We start from the raw sequence: 19014 nt of genomic DNA, 5'->3' as shown, positions 1-19014 counted from the left end.
TTGTTCATGAATGGCTCACCATAAGGGTTGAGCAGATTTATCGTGCCCCGTCGCGGCGGTGTCTACACTGCGGGACAGATGAGGATCATCAAGGATATGGATATGGATGTCGCACGCGTCAAGCCTCGGTCTGGAGGCCGTCGCGGCCAGGACGGTTTTACCCTGATCGAAATAATGGTGGTCGTGGTTATTCTCGGCATTCTGGCCGCTGTTGTGGTGCCCAGGGTTCTTGACCGTCCGGACCAGGCGCGGGCTGCTGCTGCCCGGCAGGATATCGCGGGGCTGATGCAGGCGCTCAAGCTCTATCGCCTCGACCACGGCACTTACCCCAATCAGGCTCAGAGCCTGAAAGCTCTGGTCGAGCGGCCGGCCAACATCAACAAAAACAACTGGCGCGCCTATGTCGAGCGGCTACCCAATGATCCGTGGGGACACCCCTATCATTATCTGAACCCCGGCGTTAACAGCGAGGTGGATCTTTTTTCTCTGGGTGCCGACGGTCAGCCCGATGGCGAGGGTGTCAATGCTGATATCGGCTCATGGCAGCTCTGAACATGGCGCTGAGCACTTACCCGGCAAGCGCAATCAGGCAAGGCGGCTCGGCAATTATCAGTACCCTGCTGACCGTCGCGATTGTCGCGGTCATCGCGGCCGGTATGCTGACCCGTCAGAGTGTCATGATTCGCACGGTAGAAGCCGAGCAGTCGCGTATCCAGAACAGCGCAGCGCTGATGGCCGGGCTGGACGCGAGCCGCATGCTGTTATGGGATTCACGTCGCAAGAGCCGGGCGATTCATCCTGGTCAGGCGTGGGCGCAGCCCTTCGGCCAGAGTCCATCCGATCGACCTGAAGAAGGTTTTCACGGACGACTGGAAGACCAGCAGGGCAAATTCAACCTGCGCAACCTGCTGCGCAATGGTCAGCTGGAAATCGGTCAACTGCGCAGTTTCGAACGCTTGTGTCAGATGATTTCCATCAGTGATGTTCTTTGCCAGAGCATCAGCCAGCGGGTGCTTGGCTCATACACACGTTTTTCGACTCCGGCAACTGGCCAGGTCAGCGGCATGTTCGCAAGCGGGCGAGAGACTTCTTCGGCGACGCGCAAGCCCATCCCGGCATCATTGGTGACACTGCGCAGCCTGGATGATCTGCAAGGGATGCAGGGTTTGAGCGATCAGGTATTGGAGCGGCTGAAACTTTACGTGTGCATTCTGCCCGCCAATACCTGGGTCAACAGCAATACAGCGAGTGCCGAGGTACTGGCAGCGGTGGTGCCCGGTTTGTCATTGCCCAGTGCGCAAACGGTGGTGGCCGAGCGCGACAGGGGACAGTGGTTTGCCTACCGTCTGGAAATCATCGCTCGCATGCAGGTGCCGACCCAGGCGGCTGACGGGCTTGAAATCGGAGTAGCAAGCGAGTGGTTTGTATTCCGTGGCAAGGCGCGCAGAGATGGACGTCAGGCCAGCATGGAGGCCTTGCTGTATGTGCGCGATGACAGCGTGCCTCATGTTATCTGGTCGCGGATCGGCGTATGAGCCGGTTGCGGATCGCCCTGCCTGCTCTGGAGCGTCTGAATCCGGAGACGCCACTGCTATTCGTCCGGCTGGACAGCCAGGGCAAGACTGTAGAAAGCGGCCTGAGCAATTTGCTGGAATTGAAGCAGGGCGGTGCACTGCAGCCGGTGGAAGCGTTTCTGCATCCACTGGACAGTCTGCTGGCCCGGATCGAAACGCCGCCGCTGACTGCGTCGCGGATCAGAAGCGCTGCGCTGTTAGCCGCTCAGGGACTGATACTGGGCGGCAGTGAGCTGATGCACATCGCCAGCAGCCCGCGCTATTCTGACGGGGCCGTTTATCTGGGCTGGTTGCCCGCAACTGCGCTGGAACGTCTGACCCAATTGTTGAGTCAGTCGCGTCTGTCGTTGCGCGGCCTTTACCCTGCGCCCTATGGCTTGCCTGTGCCTGCACCGGGTCAAGTCAGTGTCGTGCTGCGGGATGAGCACTGGCTGCTACGTCACAGTGCCGGGCAAGGTGGCGTGCATCCGCGGCTGACCGAGACCCCTGACGCGCGCCTGGCCAACGGCAGCGAGTTGCAACGGCTGGACGACGAGGGCACGGCAGGCCTGGAAACATCGGCTGTCCTGCTCCTGGGCGGGCCGTCACCCGGCTGGAGCCTGCATGCAGGAATAGGGGCGGCGAAAGTCAGGACATCGGGCTGGACCGCCGCATGGGTCTGCTGCGGCCTGGCTGTCGGGGTATGGGCGCTGGGCTTGAATCTGTACGCCGCTCGCGAGGCTGCCCGAGGACAGCAACTCAGGGCCGGTATGGTGCAGCGGGTCAGTCAGGCCTTTCCTCACTTGCCGGTCATTCTCAATCCTTTGCAACAGGCCCGACAGCAGGTGGCGGCACTCGAAAGCGGTTCAGCCACCGGCACCGACAGCGGATTCGAACAGCTGGTAAAAGGCGCCGCTGGAGCGCTGCCGTTCCTTGCAGGTAGCGTGCAGCGCCTGACCTATTCAGATGGCCGCCTGCAGCTGCAACTGTTGCCCGATAACGCCCAGCCTGCTGTTGACGATACGTTGCAGCGTTCGCTGGCGCAGGTGGGTCTGACAGCCAGTCGCGATCATCTCACCTGGACCCTGAGCCAGATGCCCGATCAAGCGGCCGATGCGTCCGCTTCTACGCCGGAGAGCGACGTTGAGTAGCCGAATGTGGCAGCCATACGTTGACCGCTGGCGGCGACTGAGTGGGCGTGTGCGTGTTGCCAGGGCAGGTCTGTCGATCAGGGAGACGCGTCTACTGTCGATAGGCGCTCTGGTGTTGTGCTGCCTGGTGACGTGGCTACTGATGGTTCAGCCTGTGCTGAAGAAAATCACGTATTGGCAGGCGCAAAATCCTGTGTTGAGCGCCCAGGCCGAGACGCTCGAAACGCTGCTCAAGCAGGTGAGCGTGCCGCAGCGCCGAACAGGCCCGCAGGATCTGCAGCCAGCATTGCAGCGCAGCCTTGAAGCCTTCGGGTTGTGGTCGTATTGCCAGCTTGAGCAAGACGGTGAAGGGGCTGAGCTCAGTTGGCAACTGGCGTTCGATCACGCGCCAGCCGACGCAGTGATCGGTTGGCTGCTGGAGCAGCCGCAATTGTTTTCGTTACACATCAAGGACGCCAGCCTGCAACGTGCAGGCGAAGACGCTCAGGACCTGACAGGTCATCTGTCCGGGGTTGTTCGCATGGATCAGGCGCCGAGCGCAAAGGAAGCTTAATGAAATGGTATGCCTTTACCTGCACGTTGCCCTGTCGCAGGGTCGCACCGTTTTTCCTGCTGGCGCTGAGCGCTTGCAGCACCACATCGCCCGCGCCGCCTGGGCTGGTAGAGAGCGAGCTGGGTCAACCGCTGGCCAGAACCTTACCCGTCCGCGATGCACATGATCGCCAGCGCGCGCAACCGGGCGTCGCGCCAGGACAGAAACACACGTTGTCGAACACCGCTCGCGGCCATACGCCAGCCCGCAGGACAGGGGCTGCGCACGGCGCGCTGGGTGATCAGCTCATACAACTGAATTTTGTCGAGGCCGATATTCAATCGGTCGTGCGGGCGTTGTCACGTTCCACAGGCCAGCAGTTTTTGCTGGACCCAAAAGTCACGGGCACGCTGACGCTGGTCAGCGAAGGGTCGGTGCCAGCCTCTCAGGCTTATGAAATGCTGATGGCAGCTTTGCGCATGCAGGGTTTCAGTGTGGTGGATGTCGGCGGCGTGGCTCACGTCGTGCCTGAAGCCGATGCCAGACTGCTTGGCGGTCCTGTTTACAGTGCCGACAAACCTTCCGGGAACGGCATGCTGACCCGTACGTTTCGCTTGCAGTACGAAAATGCGGTCAATCTGATTCCGGTGCTACGGCCTATCGTTTCGCCGAACAACCCGATCAACGCCTATCCCGGCAATAACACCATTGTCGTCACCGACTACGCCGATAACCTGGTGCGAGTGGCGCAGATCATCGACGGTATCGACACGCCCAGTGCCATCGATACTGACGTGGTGACCGTGCACAACGGTATCGCTGTAGACATCGCCAGTATGGTCAGCGAGTTGCTGGATACCCAGGGCGGCGACGCGACCCAGAAGATCAGTGTGATTGGCGACCCCCGCTCCAACGCCATCATTATCCGTGCTGGCAGCCCGGAGCGTACCGAGCTGGCGCGCAACCTGATCTACAAGCTGGACAACGCCCAGAGCAACCCGAGCAATCTGCATGTTGTGTACCTGCGCAATGCCCAGGCGGGAAAGCTGGCCCAGGCTTTGCGGGGCTTGCTGACCGGTGAAAGTGACAGCGGTGCCAGTGATACCACCCGGGCGATGCTCAGTGGCATGGGCAGCACCGGTAACAAGAACGACGTGCAAGGCAACAGCAGCGCAGGCCCTGTCTCCGGGACTGTAGCCGGAAGCGGTTATGGCCAGAGTAGCGCGTCGCCTTCGGTTGCCACTGCCGGTAGTCAGCAAGCCGAACAGAACACCGCGTTCAGTGCCGCAGGGGTGACCATTCAGGCTGATGCGACCACCAACACCCTGTTGATTTCCGCTCCGGAGCCGCTGTATCGCAATTTGCGTGAGGTCATCGATCAACTGGATCAGCGCCGTGCTCAGGTGGTGATCGAAAGCCTGATTGTCGAGGTCAGCGAGGACGATGCGAACCAGTTCGGCGTGCAGTGGCAGACCGGCAACCTGAATGGCAGCGGCGGCTTTGGCGGGGTGAACCTTGGCGGCAGCGGTTTGAATACCAGTGGCAGCACCAGTATCGACGTGCTTCCCCCAGGCTTGAATGTCGGCGTGGTGAGGGGCGCGGTGACCATTCCGGGCATTGGCGAAGTGCTGGATTTGAAGGTGCTCGCGCGCGCCCTGAAGAGCAAGGGTGGCAGTAATGTGCTGTCCACGCCGAACTTGCTGACGCTGGACAACGAGGCGGCCAGTATCTTCGTCGGCCAGACCATCCCGTTTGTCACCGGCAGTTATGTAACGGGCGGTGGCGGCACCAGCAACAATCCGTTCCAGACGGTTCAGCGCGAAGAAGTCGGCTTGAAACTGAATGTCAGGCCGCAGATTTCCGAAGGCGGTACGGTCAAGCTGGACATCTATCAGGAAGTCAGCAACGTCGATCAGCGCGCCTCGCTGGCGTCAGGCACCGTCACCAATAAGCGCGCCATCGATACCAGCATCCTGCTGGACGACGGGCAGATCATGGTGCTGGGCGGCCTGCTTCAGGACGGGTACAACCAGAGCGATGAAGCGGTGCCCTGGCTGTCGAGGATTCCGCTTCTCGGCGTACTGTTTCGAAACGAAGCGCGTTCGACCAGAAAAACCAATCTGATGGTCTTCCTGCGTCCCTACATCATTCGTGACAGCGGCACAGGGCGCAACATCACGTTGAACCGTTACGAATTCATGCGCCGCGCACAGGGTAATTTGCGTCCCGAGCGTAACTGGATGCTGCCGGACATGCAGGCGCCGCAGTTGCCTTCTGCGGCAAAGGCGATTCCTGACCTACAGCCTGCTGCCGGTCAGATGCCGCGGGCGGTCATTCGCGCAGTGCCTGTGCCATGAGTGCGCTGCCTTATGCCTGGGCCAGAGCGCAACGCATTCTCTTGCGTGAGACTGACGAGGGTGTGCTGCTGGTCGTCTGCGACGCTACTCCCGGCTGGGCAATCAATGAGGCCCGGCGGCAGTTCGGTCCGGCGCGTCTGGAACAGGTTGGCACGCATCAACTGGAGGGGCTTCTGGCCGCAGCCTACGCCGATACCGGCAGCGCGGCGGCGGTGGTGGGCGCTGCAGAAAACGACGCTGACCTGAACCGGCTCATGCAGGATATTCCGGAAATCACCGACCTGCTGGATGCTCAGGACGGTGCCCCGGTGATTCGCATGATCAATGCACTGCTGACCCAGGCGGCTCGCGACGAGGCCAGCGATATTCATATCGAACCCTACGAAAGCCATTCGGTGGTGCGCTATAGGGTCGATGGCAGCCTGCGCGATGTAGTATCGCCGCGCAAGGCGTTGCATGGCTCGCTGGTGTCACGCATCAAGATCATGGCCCAGCTGGATATCGCCGAAAAGCGCCTGCCTCAGGATGGTCGAATCGCCTTGCGCGTGGCCGGTCGGCCCATCGACATTCGCGTCTCGACCGTGCCTACCGGCCACGGTGAAAGGGTGGTAATGCGCCTGCTCGACAAACAGGCCGGTCGTCTGCGTCTCGAGACACTGGGCATGGCCCCTGATGTGCTGGCCAGACTCGACAACCTGATACGCCAACCCCATGGCATTGTGCTGGTCACAGGGCCCACCGGCAGTGGCAAGACCACCAGTCTTTATGCCGCGTTGGCACGGCTGGATGCCAGCACCAGCAATATCCTGACCGTGGAGGACCCGGTGGAATACGACCTGCCGGGTATCAGTCAGATTCAGGTCAACAGCAAAATCGACATGACTTTCGCCCTGGCGTTGCGCGCGATTCTGCGTCAGGACCCGGACATCATCATGATCGGTGAAATCCGTGATCTGGAAACCGCCCAGATCGCGGTGCAGGCATCACTGACCGGGCATTTGGTGCTGGCCACCTTGCACACCAATGACTCGGTATCGGCGATCAACAGGCTTGTCGACATGGGCGTCGAGCCCTTTCTCCTTGCGTCTTCTCTGCTTGGCGTGCTGGCGCAGCGCCTGGTACGCCGTCTGTGCCCACAGTGCAGACAACCCGACCCGACTGCGTCAGGCTGCTGGCGCCCGCAGGGGTGTGAGCGCTGTAGCGGCACCGGTTACAGCGGCCGCACCGGCATTCACGAGCTGTTCTGTATTGATGATGATGTGCGCAGTCTGATCCATCAAGGTGCCGATATGCAGGCACTGAGGGGGGCGGCGCGCAATGCCGGCATGGTCAGCATGCGCGAGGATGGGCAGCGCTGGGTTCGCGATGGCATCACAGCTCCGGAAGAAATCATTCGTGTGACACGGGACGCTTGATGAGCCGCTATCACTATGAAGCTGCCGATGCGCAGGGCAGGATCGAATCCGGCCATCTGGACGCTGACAGTCAGGACGCTGTGATGGCTGATCTGCGCCAGCGGGGGCTGACTGCATTGCAGGTAAAGATCGACAGCAAGACCAGCAGTCATGGGGCAGGGGGGCTGTTCAGTATGCGCCTTTCGGACGCTGACCTTGCCTCGGTGACCCGACAACTGGCAAGCCTGCTGAGTGCCGGGCTGCCGCTGGATGAAGCATTGTGGGCCACGGTCGAGCAGGCCGAACGCCAACACATTATTCAGACCCTGAGCGCGATACGCACCGATGTTCGCAGTGGCATGCGTCTGGCCGAAGCGCTGGCCGCCCGCCCCAGAGACTTTCCGGACATCTACCGGGCCTTGATCGGGGCGGGGGAGGAGTCCGGCGACCTGGCCCGGGTCATGGAGCGACTGGCCGATTACATAGAAGAGCGCAATGGCCTGAGAGGCAAGATTCTCACAGCGTTCATCTACCCCGGCGTAGTGGGGCTGGTCTCGATTGCCATCGTGATTTTTCTGCTGAGCTACGTAGTGCCCCAGATAGTCAGTGCGTTTTCTCAGGCGCGTCAGGACCTGCCCGGTTTGACACTGGCCATGCTGGCCGCGAGTGATTTCATCCGTGCCTGGGGCCTGGTGTGTCTGGGCGTATTGCTGGCGGCGTTGTGGGGCTGGCGAATTTGTCTGCGCAACCCGGCTACGCGCCTGAGATGGCACAGCCAGATCCTGCGCTTGCCCTTGATCGGTCGATTCGTACTGGGGCTGAACACCGCACGCTTTGCATCGACCCTGGCGATTCTCGGTGCTGCCGGTGTGCCCTTGCTGCGGGCGCTGGAAGCAGCGCGTCAGACCTTGTCCAACGATCGCCTCAGTCTGGCGGTGAGCGAAGCCACGTCCAGGGTCCGCGAAGGCGTCAACCTGGCGGTGGCACTGCGGATGGAAAAGGTCTTTCCGCCGCTGCTGATTCACCTGATTGCCAGCGGCGAAAAAACCGGGTCGTTACCGCCGATGCTTGATCGTGCTGCGCAGACCCTTTCCCGCGATATCGAGCGCCGCGCCCTAGGCATGACTGCGCTGCTCGAACCCTTGATGATCGTGATCATGGGCGGCGTAGTGCTGGTGATCGTTATGGCTGTGATGTTGCCGATCATCGAGATCAATCAACTGGTCAATTGAGGGGCGCGATCCTGATGAAGACTGACTCTTCGTCCGGCGATAACCTGCTCAATAAAAGACCCTCATCGAGAGGGTCTTTTATCGTCCTGTACAACCGGCGTATCAGATTTTGCCAGCGCCGGCCTTGGCCTTGACGTCGGCCGCAACCTTGTCAGCCGCCAGAGGGGTGTAGCTGTACGGTGGGGTCCAGCCAATACTGGTGCTCCAGGAACAGCTGATGACGCTGCCGTTTACCAGCGACCCGCTATCACGGTAGACACTGCCGCCATAGTCGGCCGCAACCTTGCTGCAACCACTGATGCCGCTGATATCGAGCACATTGCGCTCAGAGAAGATTTTCGAACCTTTACCGACGCCCTGGGCATACACAAACGGGTAGACCTTATGGCTGGTACTTCCAGTGTGGTAGTTGTTGTAAAGATGAACCTGACCAAACCGCACACGCGGCCCGCGAGAGGAAATATTCTCGAACAACGAGTTGTGAATGGTCACCTTCAGTTTGCCGTCATCGGTTGTTTTACTGTCACTTGAACCGATCAGGTTATTCTTTTCGTGATTCCGGAACACGGAATACGAGATGGTGACATAGTTGGCGCCGTTCTTGACGTCCAGTGCGCCATCATGGTGTTGTTTTGGACGACCATTGGCCGTGCCATTCTGATCATCGGTACGACGGCCGTCGGTAAACGTCACATGATCTATCCATACATTGCTGGCACCTTCGACCGTCAGACCGTCGTACTCCGAGTTCCAGTTGCCGGCGCTGCCATCTTCCGGGTCCCAGACCGGTTCCGGGTCCCAGGGGTTTTCAATGGTCAGGTTGCGAATGATGACGTCGTTTTCCTTGGCGTAGAAAAACCCTTCCCTTATCTCGGCACTGCTGGAGGTGCCGACAATCGTGGTTTTGCCGGGGATGTCCAGGCGGGCGCGCTGCTTCATATCAGAGGTTTTGGTGTACGGTTTGCCGTCGCTGACATCAATAACCCCTGTCACCTTGATGATCCGGCCGTTGCTGCCTGCAGACGCAGCCAGTGCGGCTTTCAGCTCGGCGGCGTTTTTCACCGTATAAATGTTATTCGCTGCTGCCCTCGAACCACCCTTGGTGCCCCCGTTTTGAGTAGCCCAACCGGTAGTGGCAACATCGGTGGCGATATCGGCGTGGGCAGACAGGCTGACAGACAATAGCGATACAAGAATGCCGCCCGTCAATGCGAGCGGCGTTAAACAATGAGGCTTCAACATATAATCTATTCCTTGATTAATGTGTGTACAACGTGCAGTTATTGCAACTGCGTATCCCACAGCCAACATCCTGTTGTCAAGGCAGTAGCGCAAACAGAATGTTTGCTGTTGATTGAATATAGTCGTGAATCGGAAAGCGCCATTGTTGTGTGTGTATTTTTTTGTAAAAGAGAACCTGTGCTGTTTATTTTTTACAGGCATCTAACGCGCAATAAGTACATTGCTATTGTCGCCATGATGGTAATGTAATTCATGAGGTGAATGCGTCTGCCGCGGCCTTGTTATTCATCTAATGAATAACAAGGCCGCGTCAGACGTCCGTGAAGTAGTGGGGCGCTTAATTCGTTGAATTGATCGGACCCAGTATTCTCAGATAGAGATGCACGGTCGTCCCGTTTTCAGGTGCTGTTTCGACGCGTGCGCCTCCGCCTGCGTTCACCGCAAACTCCTGCACCTGAACAAGGCCCAGGCCGGCACCTGGTTCGGAGCGTCTGGTGGTGAAGAAGGGTTCGAATATCTGTTCCTTGAGATCGGCGGCCATGCCTGGGCCATTATCAGCCACGCTGAGTACCAGGTAATCGCCTTCCGGCAATCGTGGGTCTTCCTTGACTGACTCCAGTCGAGTGGCGATATGTACCTTGCCAGACCCTGACATTGCATCACGGGCGTTGGCCAAGAGGTTCAATACGGCGGCGTGCAACTGCGCTTCGGCGCACAGGACGCCCCAGCCCTGTGCGCTAAGGTCGAACGACAGTTCCAGATTGTCGCCTGCCGAGCGCAATAACAGATCACGGGCGGCATCGATCCGTTCGCTGACATCGATGCAGATCAGTTCGGGGCCGTCCTGACGAACGCTATCGAGCAAACGGGTGACCAATTGTCGACCGTGATCCACAGCTCGCAGGCCGGTGTCACTGAGCGTCTCGACATCAGCTGGGCGGCGCGAGCGCATGCGGACAAGTTGCAGGCTGGCGCTCAGCGCCTGGAGCAGGTTGTTGAAGTCGTGGGCGATGCTCGCTGTGAGCATTCCCAATGACGACACTCGCTGTGACTCGCGCAGATTGCGTTCAACGGCCAGGCTTTGACTCTGTGCGCTTTCGAGTCCCAGGGCCAGTTCTGCGGCATGTTGGTCGCGTTGTTGTGTAAGCAGGCGATATTGCATCAAGGCTGCGGTCTGGCGGGCCAGTGCCAGCAGGGCCAGACGTTGTTGTTCGGTCAGAACACGCGGCCAGATATCGATTATACACACCGTGCCCAGCGCATGGCCCGTGTCGGTGCGAATCGGTGCGCCTGCATAAAACCGGATATAAGGAGGGCCCAGCACCAGCGGGCTCTCTCTGAAGCGGGGGTCGGTGGTTGCATCTTCTACGACCAGCACATCGGAAGGTTGCAGGATTGCGTGTGCGCAGAAGGCCAGATCGCGATGGGTTTCCTTGACGTCCAGGCCGATGCAGGCCTTGAACCACTGGCGTTCCCGGTCAACCAGCGAAACCAAGGCGATGGGCGCGTCGCACAGCGTGGTAGCGAGCAGCACAATGTCGTCGAAGTCCTGCTCGGGAGCGCTGTCCAGTATCCTGAGATGCTCAAGAGACAGGACTCGTTCTTCTTCGTTGGAAGGAAGTGGCGCAGGGTGGTGGGTCATGGGGCGCACCGCGATCAGATGAGATAAGCTCTTATGATGCCTATGATTTATACAGGGCAGCAAGGTACACAGCGTATAAATGCACGCGATCCGGCCGGGTGCGTCAGGCTTCAGTTCTGTGCCTGTCGCGAACGCTGAACCGTCCAGCGCGTCGACAGCCGTTACACGATAGCTCAACTGTACCGCCTTCGTTGCCGGTCTTGATCGGGTTCTCGCGTTTTGCCGTGAATGCTCATTGGCGGCTTGGGCAATGAACCCGGTCAGTTGGAATCGTGGGTTTAAAGAAGGTTTCATGTAGCGTTATTAGTAGGAGGCGTATAATAGCTATAAAAGTACATTCGTAATAAGAAGTCTACGGGTGTTGGCAATGCGTGTCCGGCATCCGTAAGTAGTTTGCTTGTAACTTATTGTGCCCATAGTGTGCCTGTTGTGTAATAAACTGCCTGGCGATTTTTGCGTGGGCAAAGATCGTTGGTTAATCACTAACGTGTGTATTCTTCAGGAGCATTGCTGATGCCCGGCCCAAATGATTCAAGTCCTGCCGAACTTTTGCCCGAAGGGTCTCCCGACGACAGAGTCACCAGCCTGTTGTGGGGGCCGTTCTGGTTAGGCGATTCAACCGGTACTCACCTCACTTACAGCTTTCATACTGCCAACTCCGTCTATGCCACTGACTACAGTCGCTCTCAGGAGCCCAGCGATGCCTATTCACTGACCGATGCCCAGGCAGCGGCGGCAAGAAGTGCGTTGGGTGCATGGAGTGCAGTGGCAGACATCAAATTCACCGAGGTTCAGGACACCCCGGACAATGTCGGAGACATTCGTTTTGGCGGCTTCAAGAGTCTGCAAAGTACTGAGTACGGCCAGGCTTACGCGCCAGGCACACTGGGCCGGTCCGGTGATGTCTGGATCGGGCCGAAAGTCAACGCGGCTGATCCTGCCAAAGGCACGGATGATTACCTGACGTTCATGCATGAAACGGGTCATGCATTGGGTTTGAAACATTCGTTTGAAGCCTCGCAATACAACGATGTTCTGCTCGATGCCAAGTTTGAAGATGCCCGTTACACCATCATGAGCTACACCAACAACTACAGTTTCAAACCCACCACGCCGATGTTGCTCGATGTGGCGGCCATGCAGTTCATATACGGTGCCAACACCAGCTATCACACCGGTAATGACGTCTACAAATGGGCACCCGATCAGTCGGTGTTCGAGACGATCTGGGACGCTGGTGGCAAGGATACGATTGATGCCAGCAATCAGGCTTCGTTTGTGAAGATCAACCTCAACGAGGGTGAGTTCAGCACCATCGGCAAGGCGTTCCTCGATTACAACCAGAATCCTGATGCCCCGACGCTGATGAACTCAGGGCTGGCGATTGCCTACGGTGCGCACATTGAAAACGCCATTGGCTCTGCTTTCAATGACACGCTGATCGGCAACAGCCTGGATAACGTGCTTGATGGTCGTGGCGGTCTGGACACCATGATTGGCGGTCTGGGCAACGACACCTACGTTATTGATCAGGCTGGTGAGCTCGCTTTGGTGCAAGAGAAGGCCAATGAGGGCATCGATACACTCAAGATCACCTATGACAACACATCGCCGGTTGCCACAGTGATCGACCTGAATGCCGAACCGCTGGCCAACTTTGAAAACGTCCACCTCAAAGGTGAGGGCGAGTTCACTTTGCTGGGCAATGATCGCAACAATACCCTGACCGGTAACGATGCGAACAATGTGCTGTTCGGCGGCGCGGGCAATGACAAGCTGGTTGGCGGTCTGGGCGCAGACATCATGACCGGTGGCAGCGGCGCTGACCGTTTTGTGTTCAATGACCTGGCAGAAATGGGCAAAGGCCACGCCAGCGACGTGATTACCGACTTCAACAGCCAGCAGGGCGACAAGCTGAGCTTCCTGAAGATGGATGCCAACGTGGACACCAAAGCCCTTGATGCTTTCAGCTTCATTGGCAGCGGCGAGTTCACCGGCGCGGGCCAGCTGCGTTTCGCCGACCACGTGCTGTCCGGCAACGTCAATGGTGATTTGCATGCAGACTTTGAAATCCAGCTGGTCGGTGTAACCGAGTTCCATGCTCACGATCTGGCGGTTTGATCGCTGACTTGAAATACCGGTTTCAATGACAGGACTGCGCCACGGACAGGCGCCGTTCTATCTGCTTGCCCATCGCCTCCTTCTTTCTCCTGCCTCTTCCCGCCGTTTTAACTGCGCACCGCAATTGGGCGACGCAGGGTTTTGAGCTTTTTTTGGCACCGTGACGGTGCTGTTACAAAATTTAAAACCACAAATTCAATATATCCAACAAAACCCACTTGACGCGCCAGGCCCTGCTGAATGTAATGCGCCGACAGTCGTCGGCACTGGGCATTGCGCAGAAGTATCTCACTGATGAAAGAGGTATCTACATTGATTGAGCCACAGCCATCGTCCATGCCTACCGTGATTGAAGCTGCCGCGCTTGTCCGCAAAGGCTGCATGACGCCGATACGCTTGACTGAGTTATGTCTGGCAACGATTGAAACCCACAATTCCACACTCAATGCGTTTGGTGACGTATACGCCGATGTCGCGCTCGAACAGGCCTGGACGATGACTGCCGAACTGCAGCGTGGTCAGGTAAGAGGTCCGCTGCACGGCATACCCTTTGGCATCAAGGACCTCTTTTCGACAGCGGGACTGCGCACCACGCGTGGCTCGTTGACTGCTCTGGACTCGGTGCCGGTCCAGGATGCGCCGATCATTCGCCGCCTCAAGAATGCTGGTGCGATCATTCTGGGCAAGACAGCGACGACCGAATTCGGCTGGACCGGCGCGAGTACGTCACGGGTGTTCGGCAACGGGCGTAACCCCTGGGACCCGGCACTGACCAGTGGTGGCTCCAGTTCCGGCTCGGCGATTGCGGTGGCGGCGCGCATGGTGCCGGCCGCACTGGGCTCCGATGGTGGCGGCTCGGTGCGCATACCTGGCTCGTTCTGTGGCGCGTTCGCCCTCAAAGGCACCCTGGGACGCATTCCGACCTGGCCCTGGTCGGCCACTGAAATGCTCAGTCATGCCGGGCCGATTACCCGAACCGTGCGTGATAGCGCGTTGCTGTTCGATATCCTGTCGGGGCCGGATCCGCTGGATCACCAGGCGCTGCCAGCCCCTGACGAGTCCTTTCTGGCACGGTGTGACCAACCGTTGAATCCGTTGCGTATCGGCTTCTGCCCGACGCTGTTTGACACACCGGTCGACGCGCAAATCGCCGCAGCGGTTGAAGCTGCTGTGGGTAATATCGCCAGGTCGCTGCCCGTCACGGTCACCACGCTCAAACCAGCCTGGCAGGACCCGCTGGCGACGTTCGAAACCCTGTGGGTTGCCGGGCGCGGTATTGCTTATGGCAAAGCGCTTGCGCAGCAACTGGACCAGCTTGACCCTGGCTTTGCCGATCTGATCAGGCGTTCTGCCCAGTACAGCCTGAGTGATTACTTGCAGGCACTCCAACAGCGCGCTGCGTTTGCCAATCAGGTCCATGCGCTGTTTGAAGATTACGATTTGCTGATCATGCCCACGTTGCCGATTCTGCCGTTTGCTGCCGACGACGTGGCACCGGCCGGTTATGCCGGGCAGGACGGCGCTGTGCCGTGGGCGCGCTGGACGCCATTTACTTACCCTTTCAACATTACCGGCAACCCGGCGGCCAACCTGCCCTGCGGGTGGAGTTCCGGCGGGCTGCCCATTGGTCTGCAAGTGGTCGGGCCACGCTTTGCCGACGCTCAGGTGCTGCAGTTCTGTGCCGCTGTGGAAGCCATCGCGCCATGGGATCAACACTTGCCACCGATTTTGGGGCAGTAGCCATGTCCCTCTTGCTTGCGGATCAACGGCCAACGGGCCCGGACACTGGAGTTCTTACTTTGCAACGGAATGCCACCCCCATGCTCAATCAGCCGCGCCTGGACGAAATCATGCGCCTGCTCGCCCAACAGCAGCGTGTCAAGGCGTCGGACCTTGCACAATTGCTGTTCGTGTCCGAAGAGACCATTCGCCGCGACTTCAAGTATCTGGAAGAAGAGGGCCGATTAAGGAGAATTCACGGTGGCGCGATTCTGCCCAGATCCAGCGAAGAACTGCCTTTGCAGGAACGCAGCAGGCTCAAGCCCCGCGCCAAGGCAGGTATTGCTGCCCGCGCTGCGCAATTGGTCAGCGAAGGCATGGCGATCTTCCTCGACACCGGTACTTCGACGCTGGCGCTGGCCCAGCAACTGACGCGGTTCAGCCAGTTGAAGATCATCACCAATTCGCTGGACATCGCCCAGTTGATATCGCACCAAAGCGACAATCAGGTGCTGGTTGCGCCCGGTGATGTGCGGCGTACCGACAACGCCTTGATCGGGCCGCACACGCTGGAGTTCGCCCGGCAGTTTCATTACGACATCGCCTTCATGGGTATCGGCGGCATTGATCTGGACCTGGGGCTGATGGATTACCAGGAGCCGGAAGCCATGCTGCGCAGGACGCTGGTCAGGCACTGCGCGCGCAGTGTTGTGCTGGCTGATGATGGCAAGTTCGGTCATCGCACCTTTATCAATACTCTTCCGTTCGCCGCGATCACCACCCTGGTCACCAATCGCGCGTTATCCGACGAGTTTGTGACACGCCTGGAGAAAGATCATGTCGACACCCTCTATCCCTGAATTGATCGAGCCAGGTGCAGCTGATCTAGCGGCATTTGAAGCGCTGTTTCAGCAAAGCTCGGCCATTGGTGCAACACCGGCGGGTGGCTTGCACCGGCTGGCGGCATCTGCTGAAGACGGTCGGGTGCGCGACCTGTTTCGGGACTGGCTGAAAGAGCACGGCTTTGAAGTGCGTGTCGATGCGATCGGCAACCTGTTCGGCCTCATGACGTTTGACCCCCAGGCGCCTTATCTGCTGTGCGGTTCACATCTGGACAGCCAGCCGAGCGCGGGTCGTTTCGACGGTGTGTACGGCGTGCTTGCCGGTGCCGTCGCGGTGTCCAGTCTGGCGCGACAACTGCGTGAACGCGGTGAAATACCTGCCTGCAATCTGGCCGTCGTCAACTGGACCAACGAGGAGGGCGCCCGCTTTCAGCCGAGCCTGATCGGCAGCGGTGTATTTACCGGGGCACTGGCCCTGGAAAATGCCTGGGAAAGCCGCGATGGCGATGGCATCCGTTTGAAGGATGCGCTGCAAGCCATAGGTTATCTGGGTAATGATCAGGTTGATTTGAACATTGCCGGATACGTCGAAATTCATGTCGAACAAGGCACTGGCCTGGAAAGCAGCCAGACGGCAATCGGCGTGGTCCGGGAAACCTGGGCCGCGTTGAAACGGCGGGTGCGTTTCGATGGCGAGCAGAATCATACCGGCCCTACGCCCATGGCCGCCCGCCGTGACGCATTGCTGGCTGCCGCACACACCATCACGGCGGTGCGCGACGAAGCCGGGCAACATGGCTTGCAGATGCACAGCTCGGTAGGACGTATCGAGGTGTACCCCAATTCACCCAATGTCGTGCCTTCCCGGGTCTCCCTGCTGATCGAGTACCGCTCCCGCGATGTCGGTCTGCTGAGCGCGGCAGGTGAACGCCTGGACGCAACGTTGCACACCATCGCCGACAGGACCATGACCGGGTTTGAGGTGGAAAGCAGCGTACTGCGCCCGCCCGCCAGGCTGCATGAAGGGTTTGCGGAACTGGCGCACGCAGTAGGCGGCGAGCTGGGCCTGTCGACCGCCGACAGCATGACGGTCGCTGGTCATGACGCGATCAGCATGAACCGCCATTACCCGGTGTGCCTGCTGTTCATCCCCAGCAGCAATGGCGTTTCCCATAACGAGGCCGAATACACCAGCGATCAGGACATGCGCAACGGTTTGCGCATGCTGACCGGTCTGTTGTACCGGGCTTGCACCTCATCCGCTTCGTTTCGTTGAGGACTGACCATGTCATATGCTGACGACCTGACCACACGCCTGCTCGGCGCATTGGCAAACTGCGGGCTGGATGCGAACGCGCACACCGAGGTCGTTACGCAGGGCGTGGCATCGCCCTCCAGGCTGTCGACCGAATGGACGGGTTTTCGAGTGGTCGGTGCACAGGGCGCTGTTTACGCCAAGGTGCTGCATGCCGATATGGCGCAACTGATTGATTTCGAAAAGGCGGCGCAGGCCAGTGAATGCGCAGGCCGTAGCGGCGCGGCACCGCGCTTGCTTGGCGCGGACACGGCCTGCGGTGTGCTGATTTTCGAGGATCTGGGTCTGGAATGGCGTGCTGCCCGGCTCGATGACCTGCTCGCGCCGGGCCGCCTTCAGGCGCTGTGGGCGCTGAAGCGGCTGGTGCATGTCGGGCCTGTGCCTGATGTTGTGCGCTCGCCGATGATGGATATCGAGCGCCTTCGCACACTGTGCGAACGTGACAACGTTGCACTACCGGCAGAACACCAATGGATTGACCGCTGCGTTGACATGGTCTGGCAGGCATTGCAGGCCCGCTCTGTGCAGGCGGTGCCGCTGCACGGTGACGGCGTTGCCAGCAATGTGATGGTTTCAAGCGAAGGCCGGTTGCGCCTGGTGGATTTCGACTACGGCGGCTGCATGGACCCCTGGTACGACGTTGCGATTACCCTCAACGAGCTTTATTCGTTTGAAAGCCAGTGGCGCGAAGGGATCAGCGCATGGGCGGGGCAGTGTCTGGAAGTCGACTATGCCGTCTGCCGCTTGTATGCGCTGATCAACGACTGGTACTGGACATTGTGGGGGCTTTGGGCAGGTACGACGTCCGTGCGGCCACTGGAGTTTTCCAAGGTCGGTCAATGGACGCTGCTGCGTTGCCGGCAGTGTGTTCAGGACCCGCGACTGGAAGGCTGGATGCGTCAGGTTCAGGAGGGTAGAGCATGAAAACGTTAGGGCAGTCTGTCAGTACCCAGGAACGACAACTGGAAGCAGCAGTGCGCAGTATCGACAGTTGGCAGGGGCGGCGCGTCGGCTACGAGCCGGTCAGCGGCGGTATCTCCAACACTAATTGGCGGGTTGAGGTCGAGGGGGCCGACACGGCGTACTTCTTCAAGGTGCCGGGCGCCGGCACAGAAATGTTCATTGACCGCCACACCGCCCACGAGGCCAGTGTGAAAGCGGCGCAAACCGGCTACGGTGCGCCGGTGTTTGCGTTCCTCGAATCTTTCGGTGTCGAAGTGTTCGAGTTCATGGAGGGCTGGCGGGCATCGTCCAATCATGACTTCCTGCAGCGCGACATACGCCACGGCGCTCTGCACGGGCTCAAGGCGTTCAACGATCAGCCGTTGCTGAAACAGACCAAGACCGTGTTCGACATGATTGCCGAGCACCAGAACCAGGTGGCAGAGCTCAAGGGCATCAAGCCTCAGGATGACGACTGGTTGTGCCTGCAATATCAGCGCGCAAAAGCTGCCCTGCAAGCTTCCGGAATTGATCTGGCACCGTGCATGAATGACACGCTGGCAGGCAACTTCATGCTCAACGCGGAGCGTCAGATTCGCCTGGTGGATTTCGAGTACGCCTCCAATAACGATCGCCATTACGAACTGGCGCTGTGGTTCGGCGAGATGTTTTTCAGTGACGAGATGGAACTGGCGCTGATCGAGGACTATTTCGGTCAGGTCAGCGCGCAAACCGTAGCGCGGATCAAGCTGAACAAGGCGTTGGCAGATATCAAATGGTCAACCTGGGCAATGGTCCAGCACGCCGTGTCGCAACTGGACTTCGACTTTTACAAGTACGGCACCTGGAAGCACATGCGCGCGCGCAGCATCATCAATGATTCGCAATGGGAAACCTGGTTGCGACAGGCATGACCCGTCCTCTCCAGGCATACCTGTAACAAGCACTCCAATAATAAAAAAGTAGCGGGTG

15 protein-coding genes are annotated in these 19014 nt (G+C 59.1%); 13 read left to right on the top strand and 2 right to left on the bottom strand.

The genetic code is table 11. The annotated features are described in order from the left end of the window. Positions 1 to 102: 102 nt before the first annotated feature. From gspG to gspF, 7 genes are read left to right on the top strand one after another with little or no spacing between them, the layout of a single operon-like run. Positions 103 to 552: a type II secretion system major pseudopilin GspG gene (gene gspG, locus RYB66_RS15190; RefSeq protein ID WP_010198844.1), complete on the top strand. Its 450-nt coding sequence runs from the start codon at positions 103 to 105 to the stop codon at positions 550 to 552. Next, positions 540 to 1535 carry a type II secretion system minor pseudopilin GspK gene (gene gspK, locus RYB66_RS15185; RefSeq protein ID WP_316894771.1) on the top strand — a complete coding sequence of 332 codons (996 nt, stop codon included), beginning with the start codon at positions 540 to 542 and terminating at the stop codon, positions 1533 to 1535. Before gspG ends, gspK begins: the two co-directional genes overlap by 13 nt. Further along, positions 1532 to 2704, top strand: coding sequence for a type II secretion system protein GspL (gene gspL, locus RYB66_RS15180; protein ID WP_316894769.1), 1173 nt, complete (start codon positions 1532 to 1534; stop codon positions 2702 to 2704). Before gspK ends, gspL begins: the two co-directional genes overlap by 4 nt. 4 nt (positions 2705 to 2708) lie before the next feature. Further along, entirely contained in the window at positions 2709 to 3257 is a 549-nt protein-coding gene (gspM, locus tag RYB66_RS15175; RefSeq protein WP_316894766.1) for a type II secretion system protein GspM, read from the top strand. Then, the gene (gene gspD / locus RYB66_RS15170; protein ID WP_316894764.1) at positions 3257 to 5593 is read left to right on the top strand and encodes a type II secretion system secretin GspD; all 2337 of its coding nucleotides are present in this window, start codon (positions 3257 to 3259) and stop codon (positions 5591 to 5593) included. The genes gspM and gspD overlap by 1 nt, the downstream gene beginning before the upstream one ends. Beyond that, the gene (gspE, locus tag RYB66_RS15165) at positions 5590 to 7008 is read left to right on the top strand and encodes a type II secretion system ATPase GspE (RefSeq protein WP_316894763.1); all 1419 of its coding nucleotides are present in this window, start codon (positions 5590 to 5592) and stop codon (positions 7006 to 7008) included. Before gspD ends, gspE begins: the two co-directional genes overlap by 4 nt. Next, the gene (gene gspF / locus RYB66_RS15160; protein ID WP_316894761.1) at positions 7008 to 8219 is read left to right on the top strand and encodes a type II secretion system inner membrane protein GspF; all 1212 of its coding nucleotides are present in this window, start codon (positions 7008 to 7010) and stop codon (positions 8217 to 8219) included. Before gspE ends, gspF begins: the two co-directional genes overlap by 1 nt. 102 nt (positions 8220 to 8321) lie before the next feature. Here gspF and RYB66_RS15155 read toward each other — a convergent pair whose 3' ends face one another. Both RYB66_RS15155 and RYB66_RS15150 read right to left on the bottom strand, forming a co-directional pair. Further along, entirely contained in the window at positions 8322 to 9461 is a 1140-nt protein-coding gene (locus tag RYB66_RS15155; protein WP_316894759.1) for a pectate lyase, read from the bottom strand. 337 nt (positions 9462 to 9798) lie between these two features. After that, the gene (locus RYB66_RS15150; protein ID WP_316894757.1) at positions 9799 to 11103 is read right to left on the bottom strand and encodes a sensor histidine kinase; all 1305 of its coding nucleotides are present in this window, start codon (positions 11101 to 11103) and stop codon (positions 9799 to 9801) included. Positions 11104 to 11616: 513 nt separating this feature from the next. Here RYB66_RS15150 and RYB66_RS15145 point away from each other — a divergent pair. From RYB66_RS15145 to RYB66_RS15120, 6 genes are all read left to right on the top strand, one after another. Next, the gene (locus tag RYB66_RS15145; protein ID WP_005745213.1) at positions 11617 to 13224 is read left to right on the top strand and encodes a M10 family metallopeptidase; all 1608 of its coding nucleotides are present in this window, start codon (positions 11617 to 11619) and stop codon (positions 13222 to 13224) included. 336 nt (positions 13225 to 13560) lie between these two features. Next, positions 13561 to 14964 carry an amidase gene (locus RYB66_RS15140; protein ID WP_316894996.1) on the top strand — a complete coding sequence of 468 codons (1404 nt, stop codon included), beginning with the start codon at positions 13561 to 13563 and terminating at the stop codon, positions 14962 to 14964. An 80-nt stretch (positions 14965 to 15044) separates the two neighbouring features. Next, the gene (locus RYB66_RS15135) at positions 15045 to 15803 is read left to right on the top strand and encodes a DeoR/GlpR family DNA-binding transcription regulator (protein WP_002553219.1); all 759 of its coding nucleotides are present in this window, start codon (positions 15045 to 15047) and stop codon (positions 15801 to 15803) included. After that, entirely contained in the window at positions 15781 to 17061 is a 1281-nt protein-coding gene (locus RYB66_RS15130; protein ID WP_117139393.1) for a M20 family metallo-hydrolase, read from the top strand. The genes RYB66_RS15135 and RYB66_RS15130 overlap by 23 nt, the downstream gene beginning before the upstream one ends. Before the next feature lie 9 nt (positions 17062 to 17070). Beyond that, complete coding sequence (locus RYB66_RS15125; protein WP_117139392.1) at positions 17071 to 18024, top strand: aminoglycoside phosphotransferase family protein; 954 nt, start codon at positions 17071 to 17073, stop codon at positions 18022 to 18024. After that, complete coding sequence (locus RYB66_RS15120; protein WP_005745209.1) at positions 18021 to 18956, top strand: choline kinase family protein; 936 nt, start codon at positions 18021 to 18023, stop codon at positions 18954 to 18956. Before RYB66_RS15125 ends, RYB66_RS15120 begins: the two co-directional genes overlap by 4 nt. Positions 18957 to 19014 lie beyond the last annotated feature (58 nt).

Source organism: Pseudomonas syringae group sp. 243L2, from assembly GCF_032587875.1.
In the GTDB taxonomy this organism is placed as follows: Bacteria; Pseudomonadota; Gammaproteobacteria; order Pseudomonadales; family Pseudomonadaceae; genus Aquipseudomonas; species Aquipseudomonas amygdali.
This window is presented reverse-complemented; position numbering and strand designations above follow the sequence as displayed.